At 28.3% G+C, this 17,969-nt stretch carries 13 protein-coding genes; 1 reads left to right on the forward strand and 12 read right to left on the reverse strand.

Annotated features, from left to right (window positions below; all coding sequences use genetic code 11):
* Positions 1 to 20: 20 nt before the first annotated feature.
* From L8X38_RS02370 to L8X38_RS02415, 10 genes are all read right to left on the reverse strand, one after another.
* Entirely contained in the window at positions 21 to 3,473 is a 3,453-nt protein-coding gene (locus tag L8X38_RS02370; protein WP_263661188.1) for a filamentous hemagglutinin N-terminal domain-containing protein, read from the reverse strand.
* A 27-nt stretch (positions 3,474 to 3,500) separates the two neighbouring features.
* Positions 3,501 to 6,002, reverse strand: coding sequence for a hypothetical protein (locus L8X38_RS02375; RefSeq protein ID WP_263661189.1), 2,502 nt, complete (start codon positions 6,000 to 6,002; stop codon positions 3,501 to 3,503).
* 392 nt (positions 6,003 to 6,394) lie between these two features.
* Positions 6,395 to 6,892, reverse strand: a complete 498-nt coding sequence (locus tag L8X38_RS02380) for a TlpA family protein disulfide reductase (RefSeq protein WP_263661190.1) — start codon at positions 6,890 to 6,892, stop codon at positions 6,395 to 6,397.
* Positions 6,853 to 7,344 (reverse strand): TlpA family protein disulfide reductase, encoded by a 492-nt coding sequence (locus L8X38_RS02385; RefSeq protein WP_220566705.1) that lies wholly within the window; start codon positions 7,342 to 7,344, stop codon positions 6,853 to 6,855. Before L8X38_RS02385 ends, L8X38_RS02380 begins: the two co-directional genes overlap by 40 nt.
* Positions 7,334 to 7,990: an ABC transporter ATP-binding protein gene (locus L8X38_RS02390; protein ID WP_012661870.1), complete on the reverse strand. Its 657-nt coding sequence runs from the start codon at positions 7,988 to 7,990 to the stop codon at positions 7,334 to 7,336. The genes L8X38_RS02385 and L8X38_RS02390 overlap by 11 nt, the downstream gene beginning before the upstream one ends.
* A complete protein-coding gene (locus tag L8X38_RS02395; protein ID WP_263661191.1) occupies positions 7,990 to 9,105 on the reverse strand; it encodes an ABC transporter permease in 1,116 nt (371 codons plus the stop codon). Before L8X38_RS02395 ends, L8X38_RS02390 begins: the two co-directional genes overlap by 1 nt.
* On the reverse strand, positions 9,095 to 10,387 hold the full coding sequence (locus tag L8X38_RS02400) for an ABC transporter permease (RefSeq protein WP_133319910.1): 1,293 nt from the start codon (positions 10,385 to 10,387) through the stop codon (positions 9,095 to 9,097). Before L8X38_RS02400 ends, L8X38_RS02395 begins: the two co-directional genes overlap by 11 nt.
* On the reverse strand, positions 10,377 to 11,798 hold the full coding sequence (locus L8X38_RS02405; RefSeq protein WP_133319909.1) for a Fe-S-containing protein: 1,422 nt from the start codon (positions 11,796 to 11,798) through the stop codon (positions 10,377 to 10,379). Before L8X38_RS02405 ends, L8X38_RS02400 begins: the two co-directional genes overlap by 11 nt.
* A 77-nt stretch (positions 11,799 to 11,875) precedes the next feature.
* Positions 11,876 to 12,397, reverse strand: coding sequence for a ferrirhodotorulic acid transporter, periplasmic binding protein (locus L8X38_RS02410; RefSeq protein ID WP_012661874.1), 522 nt, complete (start codon positions 12,395 to 12,397; stop codon positions 11,876 to 11,878).
* Positions 12,394 to 14,445: an FTR1 family iron permease gene (locus L8X38_RS02415; RefSeq protein WP_263661193.1), complete on the reverse strand. Its 2,052-nt coding sequence runs from the start codon at positions 14,443 to 14,445 to the stop codon at positions 12,394 to 12,396. The genes L8X38_RS02410 and L8X38_RS02415 overlap by 4 nt, the downstream gene beginning before the upstream one ends.
* A gap of 285 nt (positions 14,446 to 14,730) precedes the next feature.
* On the opposite strand from L8X38_RS02415, the gene L8X38_RS02420 reads away from it, so the two are divergent.
* A complete protein-coding gene (locus L8X38_RS02420; RefSeq protein ID WP_263661194.1) occupies positions 14,731 to 16,107 on the forward strand; it encodes a cation:dicarboxylate symporter family transporter in 1,377 nt (458 codons plus the stop codon).
* On the opposite strand, the gene L8X38_RS02425 is transcribed toward L8X38_RS02420, so the two are convergent.
* Both L8X38_RS02425 and L8X38_RS02430 read right to left on the reverse strand, forming a co-directional pair.
* The gene (locus L8X38_RS02425) at positions 16,104 to 16,961 is read right to left on the reverse strand and encodes a D-amino acid aminotransferase (protein ID WP_263661195.1); all 858 of its coding nucleotides are present in this window, start codon (positions 16,959 to 16,961) and stop codon (positions 16,104 to 16,106) included. The genes L8X38_RS02420 and L8X38_RS02425 overlap by 4 nt on opposite strands.
* An 11-nt stretch (positions 16,962 to 16,972) precedes the next feature.
* Entirely contained in the window at positions 16,973 to 17,950 is a 978-nt protein-coding gene (locus L8X38_RS02430; protein ID WP_263661196.1) for a glycosyl transferase family 90, read from the reverse strand.
* Positions 17,951 to 17,969: the final 19 nt, after the last annotated feature.

The raw sequence follows: 17,969 nt of genomic DNA on the forward strand, positions 1-17,969 counted from the left end.
GATAACCTAGTATTTATATTTTATATATCACTTACTACACAAGGATTCATAGTTTTAAATCCATCATTAACTATGCAAGTTACTGCTCTTTTTCTCGTGACAGCCTTATCTACATCTTTTTCTTTTCTAATTTTTTTTATCACAAGTCCACCATCTGATTTCAAATTATCGCTAGTTGATAAATAAATATTATTTTCTATAAAAGGTAAATCTTTTTTAGATTTTTCTTTTTTCACTGGAGTACTTGGTTGAAGTTCTGTCCACGGAATTTCTTTTTTCACTGGAGTGCTTGGTTGAAGTTCTGTCCACGGAATTTCTTTTTTCGCGTGTTGCAATGCAAGCTGTGCTAATTTTGGCGTATATATATCTTGCTTAACATCTCCTATTATTTCAAAACCTCCTTTTGAGATAGTATATTCTATTTTATTTTTTATAGGGCTAATATCCAATTGAGAAACAATATCTTTTTGTTGCTGATTTAATTTGCTAATATTTTCTGCCAAAATATTGATTTTTTTGAAATCAATATTTTCACTACTAGCTAAAGCATTATATTCTCTTTCATTTTCTTGAATTTTTGTTTTTATTTCTTGTAGTTGATTTGTTAGTATTATAGATTTATCAAGAAAATCTTTCAAATCTTTCTTTAATAAAGCGAATATAAAATCTTTTTTAGAAATCACATTAGCAGTATTATCTAACAATTTTTCAAAAGTTTCATTTTGATAAATTTTTTCTTTATTAGCACCCTTTAAACCATTTTCTTGATAAGCATCTATAAATTCCAAACTCTGAACTATCTTCAAAGCTTCTTCCTTATTGTTTTCATTATCTTTTAAAAAATACTTAGACACAAAATCAATTTTCTCATCTTCACTCATCTGTTTATAATCTTTTTCTTTAAGCATATCATCTAGCGAGCTAATATAAAATTTATAATATTGACTTGCAATATCATTAATAGCATAATTTTCAATACTACTTTGAAAAGAATCATCTTTGAAAAGCATAGCTTCTTTGTTTAAAATAGCATTTAAATCTAATTCTAAAGCTTCTTTAAGTTCATCTTTTTTCTCATTTAAAGCAAAAGTAAGATAATTATGATTGTCTTTTAAAAATTGCTTATTAGAGTATTCTAACAATTTTTGTTTATATTCTTTATAAGCTTGCGTTTGATCGCTGTATTCTCTCACACTAAATTTTATATGCGGAGAATGCTTTCCTTGTAAAAAATTTTTAGGCGCCCACATAAAAATATTTTCATGGGTTTTTTGATTTTTATCATTTGCTCCAATATCAAAATACCCAGTTACTGCAATTTTTTCTAATTGAAATGCTGTGATTTTTGATTGAGGTGTATAAAAAATATAAATATTATAAAAATCATCAAAAGGATTATACATACCTACAAAGCCAGTTGCTATTGTTGCTCCATCTTTATTATGTCCTGTTCCTTCAGCAATAATTTCTCCAATATTATTTAAAATAATATTGTGAAAGTAATTCGACCCAGATATTGCCGTAAAACCAGAAGAATAGCTAAGTTCAGCTTTGTCTTTGGATATACTTTGAATTGTTTTTATATTATTTAAAGTTATACCGGCAAAATAATTTCCACTAGCACTTGCAGCAAATCCACTAGCAAAAGAATCATCCTGCTCAAAATCATGAGAGCTGTTTAAATAATGATCATATGTTCCTTTGTTATAAGATTGAATCAATCCTATATCATTTAAAGAAATATCTGTAAAGCTATTATAAGTTGGAGTTTCGTTTTTTTTGTATACATTTATAATCTCTCCGACAAATCCTCCTGATTTAGCACTTGCTTTATCCGTTACCGCACCTATATAACCAATATGATTTAAAAAAATATTATTAAAATCATATCTAGAATTTTGACTCAGTGAGGAGGAATAAACAGCTCCACTAAATCCGCCTACTTTTGAAGCTTCTTCACTTTTTGCCTGAATACCGTTTATATTTAAAATTGTAATATTTTTAAATTTACTACTTTGTATTGATGGTAATTCATATTTTTTGCCCTTTTTTATCATAGGTAGAGAATCGAAATTAGCTACATCAACAATATCCCCAACAAAACCTCCAACATAAGCATAATCTTTACCATTGCCTATAATTTCATTGATATTTTTTAAAACAATGTCTTCAACTTTAGCATCTTGCTCTATAAGTCCGACAACACCACCTGTATAAAGAATATAATTTGTCGTATTTGCTTTAACATTACCATTCATATAATCTACATTGAAATTCTTTATATTAGCCCCATTACTTAAATTTCCAAAAATACCAACATAATTTTTATTGTTAGCCTCTATATTAATATTTTTTAAAGTAAATCCTTGGCCATCAAATGTTTTAGTAAAAGGATTTTTATTATCACCAATCATCATAGAAGTACAACCAAGACCATCTATACAATAATTAGCATAGTTTTGCCAATCTTTTCCTTCTTCGCCTTTGCCTTGATTGCCTTTAAAATTTATATTATTAGTAAGTCTATATTCGATATTTTTGCTAAAATCACTTTTATTTTCATTCCATCCTTTAGCAAAATGCCACCAATCCACATCAGAACTTATACCTATAAATTTATTATTTAAAAATTTTTCATTATTATGCTTTACTTCTATTTTGCTTCCAGTTTCATCTAAAGCATTATCATAATCTTGTTGTTTGTAATTAAAACTTTTAAAAGAAGATGGATTATAATAATATCCCGTAGCACCTAAATATAAAGAACCTTCATCTTTAGCAGTTATATGCAACTTATCTATATTATTTAAGGTAGCAATATCAGCATGAGTTTCATTCCCAACTAAATATATATTTGTTTTTTTATCTTTATCTAAAGCTGCAATTTGATTAAAAGTTTTACTTTTAATATCAAAAGTTCCATATAATAAGACCTTATTCCCTATAAGTAATACATCATTAGCATTAATATTACCCATATTAACTACATTGCCTGCTTTTTGTGGTTTAAACACCGGTGAAAAAGTTAATCCATCATCAAATTTTTGCATCTTTGCAAACTTTTGTATATCCTCATCACCCATTGACGAAGTCGAAGCCACAAAGCGATTAGCATTGATAGTTCCTGTTTTAGTAATGATTACTCCATTAGGATTGATTAAAAAGACATTATTACCTTTTGCATTTAATACACCTTCTATGGTAGATTTACTTGTCCCATGAGCAATGTTTAGGTAGTTTTTATTGCTTCCATTAAAATTTACACTTTCACCCTTACCTATACTAAAACCACCACCCCATTGTATGACTGAATTTGTTCCATTACCATTAATTTGCATATGACCATTGCCAGAAGTTATACTACCACTAGTCCCATGAGTAAATTTACCTCCACTAGGTAAAGCCATTAGTGGAGAAAATAGCATTGATACAGTTATGCCTGAGAGTATGATGTGATTTGATAGTTTTTTCATGTTGGCTCCTTTTTGTGTATTATTTTTTTAATTTAAATTCACTACTATGCTTTTTGCATCTTTACTTACACTTAGAGTGTATTTAGCTTTTTGAACTTTTGCTTTGATGTTTTTATGTAAGCTTTGATTGTTTTTAGTGATAGTTTCTAATAAGCTTTGTAAGTCTTTTTGATTTAAGTGTTTATTATTTGCATTTACAAAGCCTTTTTCACTTTGCATTAAAATAAAGCTTTTATTTTTTACATTATTGTTAGTATATACATTAATAGAACTATCTTTAGAAAGATGAATAGCTTCTTTAGCATTTAAATAAGCTTTAGTATCATCTTTTAAGATAAAGCTATAATGATCAAAGTTATTAATAGTATTTGCTTTTATATTTGTATTTAATACTAAATGATTATTAGTACCATTTTTATGTGTTAGAACTTTTGATACAAAGTTATTATCTTTTTTAGTTTGTAAAAAACTTCCTGCTAATACTTCTATATTGGTATTGTTAAAAATATTAGTATTACCGCTTAAGTATAAAGTATTATTATAGCTTTTATCATTTTCACTATATATTCCAGAAGCTGCTATGATGATAGTAGAATCATCTTTATACTCATCTATATTTAAATTATTTATATGAGTATAATTATCATGAGTATTCTTAGCTATACCTGCACTAATTATTATTTCCCCTTCTCTTTTATCAGAAGCTGTACCTAGGGCTAAATTATCAAAGATAAAAGTATTATTAGCGCTTTCATTTTTTGCATTAATAATATATACATTAGAACTAGCTGCACTTGAATAATCTTTAATATTTAAAGTATTATCATTAGCATTTTCATTAGCTCTTAAAATGATTTTAGAACCTTTATCTATATTAGAAGCATTAGATAAAGATTGCACCATATTATATTTTATAGTGTTTTTTTCTAAATTATCAGCTTCTATAATAGCAGTGAGGTTTCTACCTGATTTTACATTATCTAAAACTATACTATTAGCATTAGCACTACTTGCATAATATTTACCATCTTCAGACATAACTGCATATAAAAACATAGGAATATCAGAATTAGAATTACTGATATTAATACTATTATTATTTGCTTTAGAGCTTAGAGTTTGCGCAGCAATAATATTAATCTTATCATATCTTTTTTTATCTGTTACTCCTTGAGTAATACTTCCTTCTATATTTATACTATTTCTACTAGCTCCTTTAGTAGCTACCCCGCCATAAAGATTGATTTCATCTTTACCGGTAAAATTAAAATTGATTTCAAATGGCTTTTTCAAATTCATATAAATAACATTATCATTAGCCATACCATTATTAGTTATACCTGCATAAAAGTCTAAGAGTGCTTTTACTTCTATATTGGTATTTAATGCTAATAAGGTTTGTAAATCCTTAATAATAATAACATTTCTATATGCATTACCTTCTATAATCCTACCCCCATAAACTGCTCCTACTAAAATAGCATTGTATGCTAATGGAGTATTTTTAGTATCCACTCTTAAATCTAGTTTTAAATCATTAATAATTACACTATTATTGCTTACTTCATAGCTTTGATTGTTATTTACATCTACAAAAGCTCCTCCTAAGTGAGTAGCAGCTGATGTTGAATATGCTCCACTTGGACCATGGACTAATAAAGAAGCTCCATCTATAATAACCTTATTATTTTTAGCATTGCCATTATAAGTATAAGCTCCTACCACATGAGTCATTCTCTCATCAAAAATATTATCCCCTAAAGTGCTTTGTTTATAAGGAGTAGTATGAAAGTCTATCTTAGAGCCGCTATTTAAAATAACAGTATTGTTATTAGTATTAGCATCAACCCCAAAAGCACCTAAAATATAAGGAGCACCATTTAAAGGTAAGGTATAGGTGTTTTCAACACCCATATCCACATAGGCATCTTTTAAGAAATTTAAAGTATTATTACTTGCTTCACCTTTTCTTGCTATGGCTGGAGTGATTAAAAAATTATATTTATTATCTAAGCCACTAGCTTTAGGATTAATTACTTCTTTATCGGTAGGTTTTAAATAATATACTGAAGATAATTCCCCTGCTTTTAATACTAGAGTATTATTATTTGCTTTTGCATTAAAGGTATAGGCTGAAACTAAAAAAGGTATATAGCTTAATTGATTTAAAGCGGTATTAACCGAACTAAAACTATGAAAACCATTAACTACAAAAATATCTTCTTTAATACTTGGAGTGAGTATATGCTGTCTAAAGGCTAATTTATTTAAATTCAAATGAGCCTTATCTTTAGGATTATCATAGATTAAAGTAATATTTGAAAGATTTTTATTGCTAGCCATTTGACCATAGAAGTTTTTACCACTTAAAAGTTTATATGTATCAAGATTATAATCATAAACATCATTATTATTAAATTTGTGCTGTTTAATAATATAAGCATTAGAAGTTTTATCATAATTTGCCTGGGTGGCAGCTTCTAAAGAGTTTAAGGAAAATATAGTGAGTAAGAAAAATTTTAATATCATGCAATATTTTCTCAAAATATGACTGAACAATATCCCCCCCCCTAAGGTTTAAACTAAAAAATAATCTTTTCATGGTATTTAAAATACCTCCTAGAAATTTTATATTTTCATAAAAAAGTTATACTACTGCTATGCATATAAATTTAAGCTTAAATTAAGAATAAGATATAAAATATCTCATTTTGAAAAAAATTATCAAAATGCTTGCTTATAGGCTTTTAGGTTAATTATTTTAATTGGGTATTTTTGTAACATACCAAACAATCAACATACAGCCTATCAATAACATTAACAATATATTTGCATTTTAGAGTACATAAAAAATCACTTAAAAAAAATAATTGCAAATTTTATTTTTTAATTAAAAATAAACTTAAAAAAGTTAGCAGTAGTTATTGTAAAAATTTAATTTTATTTTCTAAAACACTTTTTGGAGTAAGTCCGATGAATTTTTCATTTATCTTGCCTTTTTCATCATAAAAAACTATCACAGGCACACCATAAATTCCACCCGCAGCCTTAGACAAAAATGAGCTTGCTTTAGCTTCATACATAAGTGGTAAATTTAACTTTTTTTCCAAAAGAATTTTTTGGGCTTCTTCTTTTGATTTAGCTCCATTTAACACCGCTAAAATAGGAAAATTTCTTTCTTTATAAAGTTCATTTAGCATCGGAATTTGTACATTACACGCACCACAATCTTGCGTGAAAAAAAATAAAGCATAAGCTTGATTTGCATTTTGTGTTTTTAAGGTTTTTTCAAAACCATCGTATTTAAAAGTATAGTTTTGACTTGAATTTAAGGTTTGAAATTCATTATTTGAGCATGCACTAAAGAAAAAAATACTTATTAAAGCCAAGAAGCAATAGAAGCTTTTAGTTGTGACCATGGTTTTTCTCCTATGATTTTATCTTGCACAACTCCATCTTTAATGACAAAAGTTGTTGGTACTGCAAAAATGTTAAATCTTTGCCATGATATATCTAAATCATCTTGCAAAAATATAATATTTTTATAATCATATTTTGTAGCAAATTCTTCAAAATCTTTCCCCTTATCCACAGAATCAAGTGCTAAAATAGTGATTTTTTTAGGGTATTCGTTAGCTAGTTTTTCCAAGAGTGGTAAGTCTTTTAAACAAGATGCACAACCTTGCTCTACAAAGGTTAAAACAATGAGATTATCAAAATCAGCTAGTTTAATTTTCTCACCTTCTAAATTTTTAGCTGCGATTTCTGGTGCTTTTAAGCCTACTTTGCCGCCATTTTTATTGTTGTTTTCAAAACATGCACTTAAAAAAACTAAACATAAACAAGCTAAAATTATACTTTTAATTTTCACTTTTCATCACTCCATGGCTTAAAATGATAGTTCTATCAGCAAAAGTAGCTAAGTCTGGATTGTGAGTGATTAAAACTATGGTTTTACCATCTTGTTTTAATTTACAAAAAAGCTCTAGAATATTTTTTTCATTTGCCTCATCTAAATTTCCAGTTGGCTCATCTGCTAATAAAATTTCAGGATCATTCACTAAAGCTCTTGCTATACATAGCCTTTGTTGCTCCCCGCCACTTAATTGGCTAGGTAAATGCGTAAGTCTGTGTGAAAGCCCTACTTTTTCTAGTGCCATTATAGCGTCTTTTTGTTCTATACTTGAGTGATAAAACTGAGCTAGCATGACATTTTCTAAAGCATTTAAATAAGGTATTAAATGAAATTGTTGAAAAATCAAACCTATTTTTTCTCTTCTAATTACGCTTTTTTCTTCTTCACTTAAATTTCCAACTTCTTTATCATCTAAAAAATACTCCCCACTACTTTGAGTATCCATTAAAGAAAGTATATTTAAAAGTGTTGATTTACCTGAACCTGATGGGCCCATAATGGCTAGCCATTCGCCTTGCTTTACTTCTAGGTTGATATTTTGCAAAGCTTTAACTTCATTAAAATTACGATTTAAATTTGAAATTTTTATAATATTTTTCATCACTCACCCTTTAAATTTTCACAAACATTGATTTTTAAGGCTTTTTTTAGCGGTAAGATACTTGCAAAAAATGCAAATACCAAAGAAACAAGTACCGCAAAAAACACTGAAAGCAATCTAAAATCTATACTTGCATTAAAAATCAAATACCCAAAAATATTTGCCAAAAAATATCCACAAAAAGCGCCGAGCAAACTCGCACTCAAGCTTAAAATAAACACTTCAGCTCCAAAAAGTTTAATAACTTCTTTATGTTTAGCTCCTAGTGCAAGGTGCAAGGCTATTTCTTTTTTTCTTGAAAAAATCACTGCACTAAGAGTGGTATTTACACTCAAAGAACTAATGAGCAAAATAGTTAAACTAATCAAAGCCATCAAAGCCTTGATCTTTTCTAAAATCACACCTTCACTAATGGATACTGAAGCTATGACTTTGGCTTCTACATTAGCCTTGCTAAGTTCTTTTGCTTTTTGATCTAAGCTTTCATAATCACCTAGTAAAATAGCTTGAGCATAATTTATCACTTCTTTAGCTGCTAACTCTTGAGCTTTTTTTAAAGAGATGATTAAAACCCCATCTTGCTCATCATTGCTTCTTAAAATAGCTTTGATTTTTACTTTGACTATTTTAGATATACTTGGGTTATAAATTTGCAATTCTTGTCCTATTTTAAGCTCTAATTGTTTAGCTAAATCAGCCCCCACAAAGGCACTATCTTCACTAAAATCGCTCAAAGAAAAGCTTCCTTTTAAAACCTCCATAAAAGGCTTGGTAAGCTTTAAATTTGCAAAATCAACCCCAACAACTACCGCACTTGAACTTTCAAGATTATAAAAACCATATAAAAATGGGGTTAAAGCCTTTGCTTTCAAGTTTTCTTTGGCTTGATTAAATTCATCCATGCTTAAAAACTCATCATCTTTTGGCGTGATGATAAAATTAGCTCCATAAGCTTTTAATTCTTTGGACAATTTTGTGTCAATATCAAAATAAATATTAAAAAACGAAGCACTTACCATAGCACCCATAAACACAGCTATAAAAATAATACAAACTCTTTTATAAGAAAAAATAAGAGATTTAAAAACCTCTTGCATAAAAAAATTATTTCCCATATAAAACCTCTGAAGTAGAAAGTTTAGAAATTCCTTTGATAGAAAACAAGCATCCTAAAAATACTATAAGCACTGCAAAAAATAAACAAATTGGTAGGATAATCCAAGAAATTTCAATGGTATGTTCAAATATACTCAAAGCGATAATCTCTGACATACCTATACCAAAAGCAAAGCCCAAAACAGCCCCAACTAAAGCTACCACAACCCCTTCTAACGCAAAAATCATATAAATTTGCAAAGTGCTAGCACCTAAAGCTTTTAAAAGCCCTATTTCACTTTTTCTTCTAAAAATATCCGCACTCATTAAAGATGATATGGCTATGGAAGCTACGATTAAGCATATAATGCTAACTACTGCCATTAAAGATTGAATTTTAGATACTATCAAACTTTCTGCATCTGAAATCGCACTCACTACTTTTGTGCTTGCACCTTTAAAATCTTCTGCAATTTGATAGGCAATAGAACTTACATAAGCAGTGCAATACCACTGATCATACTCAAGCTGATCAAGACTATCTACATCGCGTCTTGCTTTTTGTGCTAAATCATTTTCAGGTATAGTCAAAGCTGAAACTTCTGCTTTTGAGAATAAACCTTCTTTTTTAGAAAGCTTTTGTGCTAAAAGTAAAGAAGTAATGATTTTATTTGAAAAAGCTTGAGTTAAATCCATAATACCAACAATTTTTACTTTAAAAATTTGATCATTTTGCACAAGGGTGATTTCATCATCTATTTTTAAATCATACTTTTGTGCTAAATCTATTCCTAGCATTATTTCATCTAAACTATCATCTTTTGGGTAATTTCCTTTGATTTGACTATATTTGTATAATTCTTTAATACCTGCATAAAAATCATCATCATCTTGAATCTTTATAGCCTTATCAAAATAAGTTCCCACTAAAGAGATATTTTCATAATTTGCATTTGGAGTTTGAATTTTTACCTGAGTATCTAAAAATGGCGCAAAGGCATTGATATTATTTCTCCAAAAAATTTCTTTTATAGTATGGAGCTTGTTTTCTTCTAAAAAATTTTGATTTTTCAAAGGCTCATAAATTTTATTACCCACTTCTACACTCAAACTTGCACCTTTAGGTAAAACTAAAATGTTTGATCCATAACTTCTTAATTCTTTTGTAATTTCATTACCTATACCCAAAGTAAGATTTAACATAGTAGCCATAAGTAAAGTAGCTAAAAAAATCGTTAGTAAGGCTAGAGATTTTTGGATTTTATTTTGAAAAATAGAGTTTTTTACAATCTTAACTTGCATAGTCATTTCCTAATAAATTATGAATTCTATATTTTGAAGATTTATTCATATCAATGTATTTTAAAGGATCGTTTTTAAACTCTTCATAATTTTTTTCATTAGCAAAAAAATATGTTCTTCCTTTATAAACATAAGATCTTGGTGCTTTTAAGTTAATAAGCTCGGTATGATCAATAGGATCATAAACTTTCTTTTCTACTACTTGAGTGAAAAAATTTACCCCATCTAAAATTTCTGAAAAAGGTATGATAACTTTACCATTTTCAAATTTATATTTCATAGGGATAGGATTACACCCACCTGCCTTACCTACACTTGGTAAGAAAATTCTAACATTACATGAAATACAAATTAACTCTCCACCTTTTTTAACATACCCCATATCTCCACATATACTACAAGCATCAAAAACTGCTACTGGAGAGTCTTTATCTTCTCTTTTGTTAATCAAGAAAAATCTTACCACTTTACCCTCATCGCTAATATAAGCAAAGCGATGTAAGTTATTATCTCTTAATATTGCCACATCAAAAACAAATTCATTATTTTCATTTGGCTCTACATAGGTTGGCTCGTCTATGGTGATTGGTCTTGAAGCATGCAAGTCATAAAAGAGAAAAATACAAAGACTTAAAATCATAGCACTAAAAATACTTGCACTAAAATTAGTTATAGTTGAATTTTTTGCTTGATTTTTTCTAAATTCTATATCAAAATCTTTTTTCTTGCTGTTTTCACTCACTCTTTGCTTTAAAGCTAAAACTATACAAATTCCTAGCAATAAAAACCATATATATGTATAGAATTTAGCATAATATACACTTTTTGCCACATAGCTTAAATATAAACTTTCTGTTTCTATCACACCTTCTCTCATAAGGTGCAATAAAATTTGCGCTAAAGCTTCATTTAGATAAAAAATCACGATAATGAGTAAAAATAAATTTAAAAATTTAAATTTAAATTCCCTTAGCCATCTTGTAAAAAGATAAACCCCAAAACACATCACAAAAGCAAGCAAAATAAGCCCAAAAGAACTAATCGCTAAAGAATCTAAAAAATTAGTGCTTAATATAGGAAAGTCGATAGAAATATGTAAGTATTTTATACCAAAAGCAAAAGATAATAAAAAAAGCAATATTGCTTGAATTTTTTCTTTTAAAAAATTATTTTTTATAAAAGAAAAAATGATAACACTTAAAAACAATAAAACAAATAAAACATCATTAGAAAAATACAACAAATCATAACTTAGTGTTTTAGCGCTAATAAAAAAAGCAAAATAAGAAAAAACAAAACCCACAAAAGCAAGTTTAAACACTAAAGAATTTTTTAGATTATAAAAAAATAAAGCACTTAAAAGTGCGTAAGAAAAAAATACTCCAAAAAAATGTACAAAATAAATCGACATGGGCTCTTCTTTGATAGAATTTATTTATAAAATCAATAATTTTATAAATAAACCCTAGCAAAAAGCTAGGGAAAAAATCACTTAGGTTTTCCTGTGTATTTAAAGTTGTATTTAACTGAAAATGGCTCAAACCATTTACCAACACCTGTTTCTTTATCAACATGGCGTCCAAAACCTTGTTTTTCTGGGCTTTCTATTAAAAATACTAACTCATAGTTTCCTATGCCTGTATCCATTTTTAAATTTGCACCATAGTGAGGGCCATCATCTGCTACCATAGGCATAAGAGTTCCTGTTTTTACTTTACCATTGTCAAGATTAGTTAGCTTATAAGCTATAGTTAAATAAGGAATCCAAAAACCTTCTGGAAAGCCGTTTTTATTACCCTTTAATGCATGAATATCTGCTTCAAGGTGAATATCTGCTAAACTTGCTGCAAGATCAATCCCTCTTGGTTCCATTTCGATTGGCTGCAAATAAACAGCTGCTATTTCCATACCATTTAACTCATAAGGATCGCCAATTGGTACCTCTGCTGCAAAAACTGAACTAGCTAAAATACTAGCTGCTGCACCTAAACTTAATAAAGTTTTTTTCATATTTTTTCCCTTTTATTTGAAATTTGCTTTGTTATAAAAATACCCATAATGAGTAAGATTAAAACCATAAACTGAGGTATAATGCTCTCATAGTAAGGATAAATTCCAAGCCATAAAATTCCTTCAAAATCAAAAGGAAGTAAGCTTGGTGTAATAACCTTGGCTTCTATGAGCTCACCAATGCCTTTGCCTGTAAAGACAAAGACCATATAAAAAATAATGTATGAAGTTATATAGAAAAATTGTTTTACTGGTATTTTTAAAGCACCAGCTTTTAATAAATAATAAAGTATTATAAGTATAATTAATCCACTAGCTAATCCTATAAATATAAAACTATAATCTGTGCTTGTTTTTGCATCAAATAATAAAGCTTGATAAAAAAGAATAGTTTCAGCACCTTCTCTGTATACAGCTAAAAACACACTAAACCATAAAGTTTTTGCTGAATTATTTGAGATAGCTTCAACTGCTTGAGTTTTTACATAATTTGCCCATTTTTTATTTTGCGCATTTGATAAAAGCCAAAAACCGACATAAAATAGTAATGCAACAGCCACAAGCATAGTAATGCCCTCTAAAAATTCTCTACTTTGCCCTGCTTGTTCTTTAAAAATCCATGAAATAAAAAATGCAGTTACAAAACTTAAAAATACTCCACTCCAAAGTGCTGAATATACTATACTTAAACGCTTTTTATTGCCACTTTGAACTAAATATGAAACTATGGCTACAACAATGATTAAAGCCTCTAAACCTTCTCTTAAGATAATACCCAAAGCCCATATAAATAAAGACATAGGTGAAGATTCTTGAATTTTATCCAAAGAATTTTCAATTAATGCACCAAGCTCATCAAAATTCTGTTTTAATTCTTCTTTAGAAGCACTTGCTTTAATAAGTGCAACACCTTTTGAAAAATAACTTTCTATTTTTAATTTTAAAGCACTATCAATAGCACCAATTTTACTTTCCATACCACTTGCTTCAAAAATATCCAAATAAACATTTTGTAAAGCATCTATGCTATTTAAATTAAAACCATCATAATTTTGTAAAATATTATTAAGTGCAATTTTTATATCATCATATACTTTAGTATAGTTTTTAGTACTCATAACACTTTCATCAAAGCCTTTAACCTGAAGTAAAGCTAATTCTTCTTTGGGTAAAGCTAGGAATGCTTCATATAATAAATCTGATATGTCTGAAATTTCATCTCTTATAGCTTTTTCATCCAAAGTGTTATTGTTGATTTTTCTTATTATAGTTCTAAGTTTTGTTTGAATTTTTTTATCCATACCCGCTTTTGTGTATCTTGCTACTAAAACTTCTACCTTTGAATTTCTATAATCTTCGAATAATGCTGATTGGATTAAATCTTTAGCTTTTTGGTAATCTTTATTTACAAAAGCCAATGCTGCTTGATCAAGTTTTGAAATCATTGAATCCATTAAAAATTGTAATCTTGCATCCATAGCTGAAGCTTCTTGTAAGGCTAATAATGTTTCATCTTTTTGGATATTTTGCTCTTGAGTAGTTGAATTTTGAGTCAAATTTGATGATGTTTGTCCTTTAACATCCTCTCCAAGTAAAGATGCAAACATAGCTTCAGCTTGCGCTTGACGCTCTTTTTCTGCTTTTAAAGATGAGCTTTCAGCTGCTTTTTTATCATAATTTATATCACTAGCTTCGGCTTTTAATTGAAATCCTTTTTCTAATATAGGAACGACCTCATCTAAATCAAAATACAAGCTACTAATTAAAGCTTCTATCTTAGAAATATCTTCTTTATCTTTATACATTTTTCTTAAATTAATAAATTTACGCTCCATCACAATGACTTTTCTACCGACATTGCGACCAATAGAGCCTTCCATGGTTTCAAAATGCTGAAAATATGCATCTTCAGCTTTTTTCTTAGCTTCTAAATTTTTATTATCTTTATATAACACCATACTTTCATTCAAAATTTGCTTAATATTTTGACTTTCTTTTTGATAATCAATATCCCTAGCAAGTGTTAAAGAACAAAATAAAAAAATCATTAATAAACTTATTTTTTTAAACACTATTTTACTCCGAAATGATATTCATTTTTAAAATCATAGTCACAAGTATAGTACTAGCTTTCTTAAATTTAGATAAACATTATCATTATTTATTTCATAATAAATCATACAAAAATACTACAAAATGCTACTTTTATCTACAAAATAAGATAAAAAATTATTATTTTTAGCTTTTATATTTATTTTTTATTTATTTTAACAATAAAAATAAGTTTTTCTTTGCTAATATGTATCGTTTTTTAAAATTACAAGGAGTTTTTTATGCTAGTTATTACTCATGAAAAACCAAGCAAGCTCAAAAAAATGTTAAAAAATTTAGGTTTTTGGGTGATTATAGGAATTATAGCTGGCATTTGCCTTGGCTTATTAGATAAGGAATTTGCATTAGCTAGTAAAATCGGTGTAGATTATTTTATACAAGCTTTAAAAATTCTCATAGGTCCTATTATATTTTTAACTATTGTTTTAGGTGTTATTAGTCTTGAAAGCTTAAAACAAGTTGGAAGCATAGGAGCTAAAGCTTTGCTTTATTTTGAAATAGTAAGCACTTTTGCTTTAGCTATTGGCATTTTTATGGCAAACATTATGGGACCTGGTAAAGGAATGAACCTTGATCCAAGCACTCTAGATCAAGAAAGTGTGGCTCAATTTGTTAATAAAAATATAGAAATAAGTGCGCAAAATGAAATTTTGCATATTTTAAAAGACGCTATACCTACTGATATCATAGCTGCTTTTAGCGAGGGAAAAACTTTGCAAATCTTAGTTATAGCCCTAGCTTGTGCTTTTATTATTTCACTTATGAGAATTAATGAGAGAAAAACTATACAAAAAACCTTAGAAATTATGCAAAGTTTTGTTTTTAAAATCTTAGAAATCATTATGTATTTTTCTCCCATCGCTGCTTTTTCTGCAATGGCTTTTTTAGTGGCAAAATATGGACTTGATTCTTTATTAAATTTGGGTTATTTGCTTATTGTTATGTTGCTTGCTTCTTTGCTTTTTATCTTTGGAGTTTTAGGGCTTATTTGTTTTATTGCCAAAGTCAATATTTTTAAATTTATGCGTTTTATCTCAAGAGAAGTTTTAATAGTTTTTGCCACGAGTTCTAGCGAATCAGCATTAGCTCCGCTTATGAGAAAACTTGAAAAAGCAGGAATTTCAAAAGCCACTGTGGGTTTGGTATTACCAACTGGATATAGTTTTAATCTTGATTGTACTAATATTTATTTAGCTATGAGTTTAATTTTTCTTGCTCAAGCTTTTAATGTAGAACTTTCTTTAACTCATGAAATTAGCATTTTAATAGTGCTTATGATAGCCTCAAAAGGTGCTGTTGGCGTGACTGGATCAGGTTTTATTATACTAGGAAGTACACTTGCGGCTTTATCTAATATGCACATTGCAGAAGCTAACAATGGCTTAGGAGCAAGTTTGGGCGAGGTTTTACCTGTGGCTGCCATTTCTATACTTTTGGGCGTGGATAAATTTATGTCTGAAATTCGTGCTGTGGGAAATTTATGTGGTAATAGCGTAGCAGCTTTAATCGTAGCTATTTGGGATAAACAAATAGACTGGGAAAAGTTTCGCTACGCTCTAGATAATCCTAAAGAATTTACTAATGCGGGTTTTGATTAAAAAACCTCTTTTTGAATTTTTTCTACATATTTTTCTCTTAGTTTTTGGGTATAAAAGCCCACCTTACCATCATTAATTACCTTACTATCTGCTTTTATAATACCTAAAATCAAAAAAGTAGCCGCAGAAATAAACACCTCATCAGCCTCATACACTTCTTTCATACTAAAAGCTCTTTGATCTACTTTAAGATCAAGTTCTTTTGCAAATTTTAAGATATTTTTACGGCGAATTCCTGGTAAGATTTCATTAGAAAATGGCTTAGTGATTAAAGTTTTATCTTTTATAATAAAAGCTGAACTACTAGAAGCTTCCGTAACTAAAGCATTTTCTACCATAAAAGCTTCAAAAACCTTAGCTTTAACAGCTTCTTCTTTTGCAAGACATTGAGCTAATAAAGAAATTGATTTTATATCCCTTCTTTTCCACCTTAAATCAGCTGTTGAAATAACACTTACTCCATTTTTAGCAAACTCATGCTCAATCACCTTGCATTCAAAAGCAAAGGCCATAATAGTAGGTTTTAAACCTTTTAAAAGAGCAAAATTTCTACTAGCAACCCCTCTAGTAATTTGCATATAAAGCCCGCCTTCTTTGAGAGAATTTTTAATGATTAATTGTTTTAAAATATTTTCAAATTCTTCTTTTGTATAAGGAATTTGTAGATCAATTTGGGCTAAACTACGCTCAAAACGCTCCCAAAATTCTTCTTTATCAGCTATTTTTGCATTTACCACAGGAACTACTTCATAAATTCCATCTCCAAAGATAAAACCTCTATCAAAAATACTCACTTTAGCTTCGCTAGCTTTTATAAATTCATCATTTAAAAATACTATTTCCATCTCTTGCATAAACTCTCCTTTTAATCAAATAAATCAATAATATCTTTTGGTAAATCAAGCTGATTAGAATAATAAAAATACTTAGCTAAAACTAAAATTCCTATATAAAATTCTATCTTTTCATCTAAAAATTGCTCTATATAAGCATGAGCATTTTGTATGATTTCTTTTGCTCTATGTGGATTAGCTAAATAATAATCAAGCAAAGCTTCTACATTTTCATAATCATCATCAATCAAAGCAAAATGCTCATTTGGAACTAACTTTCCTTCCATAAACCAAGTTTCATAACGCATTTTTGGGGCTAAAACTAAAGAATTTGTTTTCATCGTCCACTTTAAGTTGCTTGCTACATCATTACCTTCTAATGAAAGTAAAAATTTAAACTGGGTTTGATAGGCTCTGCTAATTTTAAAATTTAAATTTTTAATCCATTTTTCGGCTTGAATTTTTCTACCGCCAACATGAGCAATATCACAACAAGGATTATCAAAATATTTTTCAAAAAATTTAATACGATGAGGTTGATAAATTGCACCTCTAAAAAAGAGTAAGTCTTTTTTATCTTCAAATTGGTTTTTATCTTGTATAAAATCAAAATGTCTATTTTTGTCTAATTTTAAAATGATATTATTAAAGCCATTTTCAACTGGTCTTGATTTAGCTATGCTTGGATATTTAAGATTATAACTAATATCTCCAAAACCTTCAATCCATAAAAAATCATCATTAAAATATTTACTAATTGCATAAGCATCATAAGCATAGGAAGTTTTTTTAAAGGGAAATTTTCCTATTTTTTCATAATTTTGAAAATTTTTTATATCAAAAAAATCATTTTGCAAATTGTAATAATTTAAGCGAGTAATAATATTATCTATATTTTTTGATTTTAAAAGCTCTTTGAAAATATTTTGTAATTGATTTTGATAAATTTTTCTAGGTATAAAACTTTTAGCTATGCCTTTTACATTCATCATAAATCTAGAATCTGCCATCTTTTTCTTTCTTTATATG

The organism is Campylobacter sp. CNRCH_2014_2452 (assembly GCF_025772865.1).
GTDB lineage: Bacteria > Campylobacterota > Campylobacteria > Campylobacterales > Campylobacteraceae > Campylobacter_D > Campylobacter_D lari_D.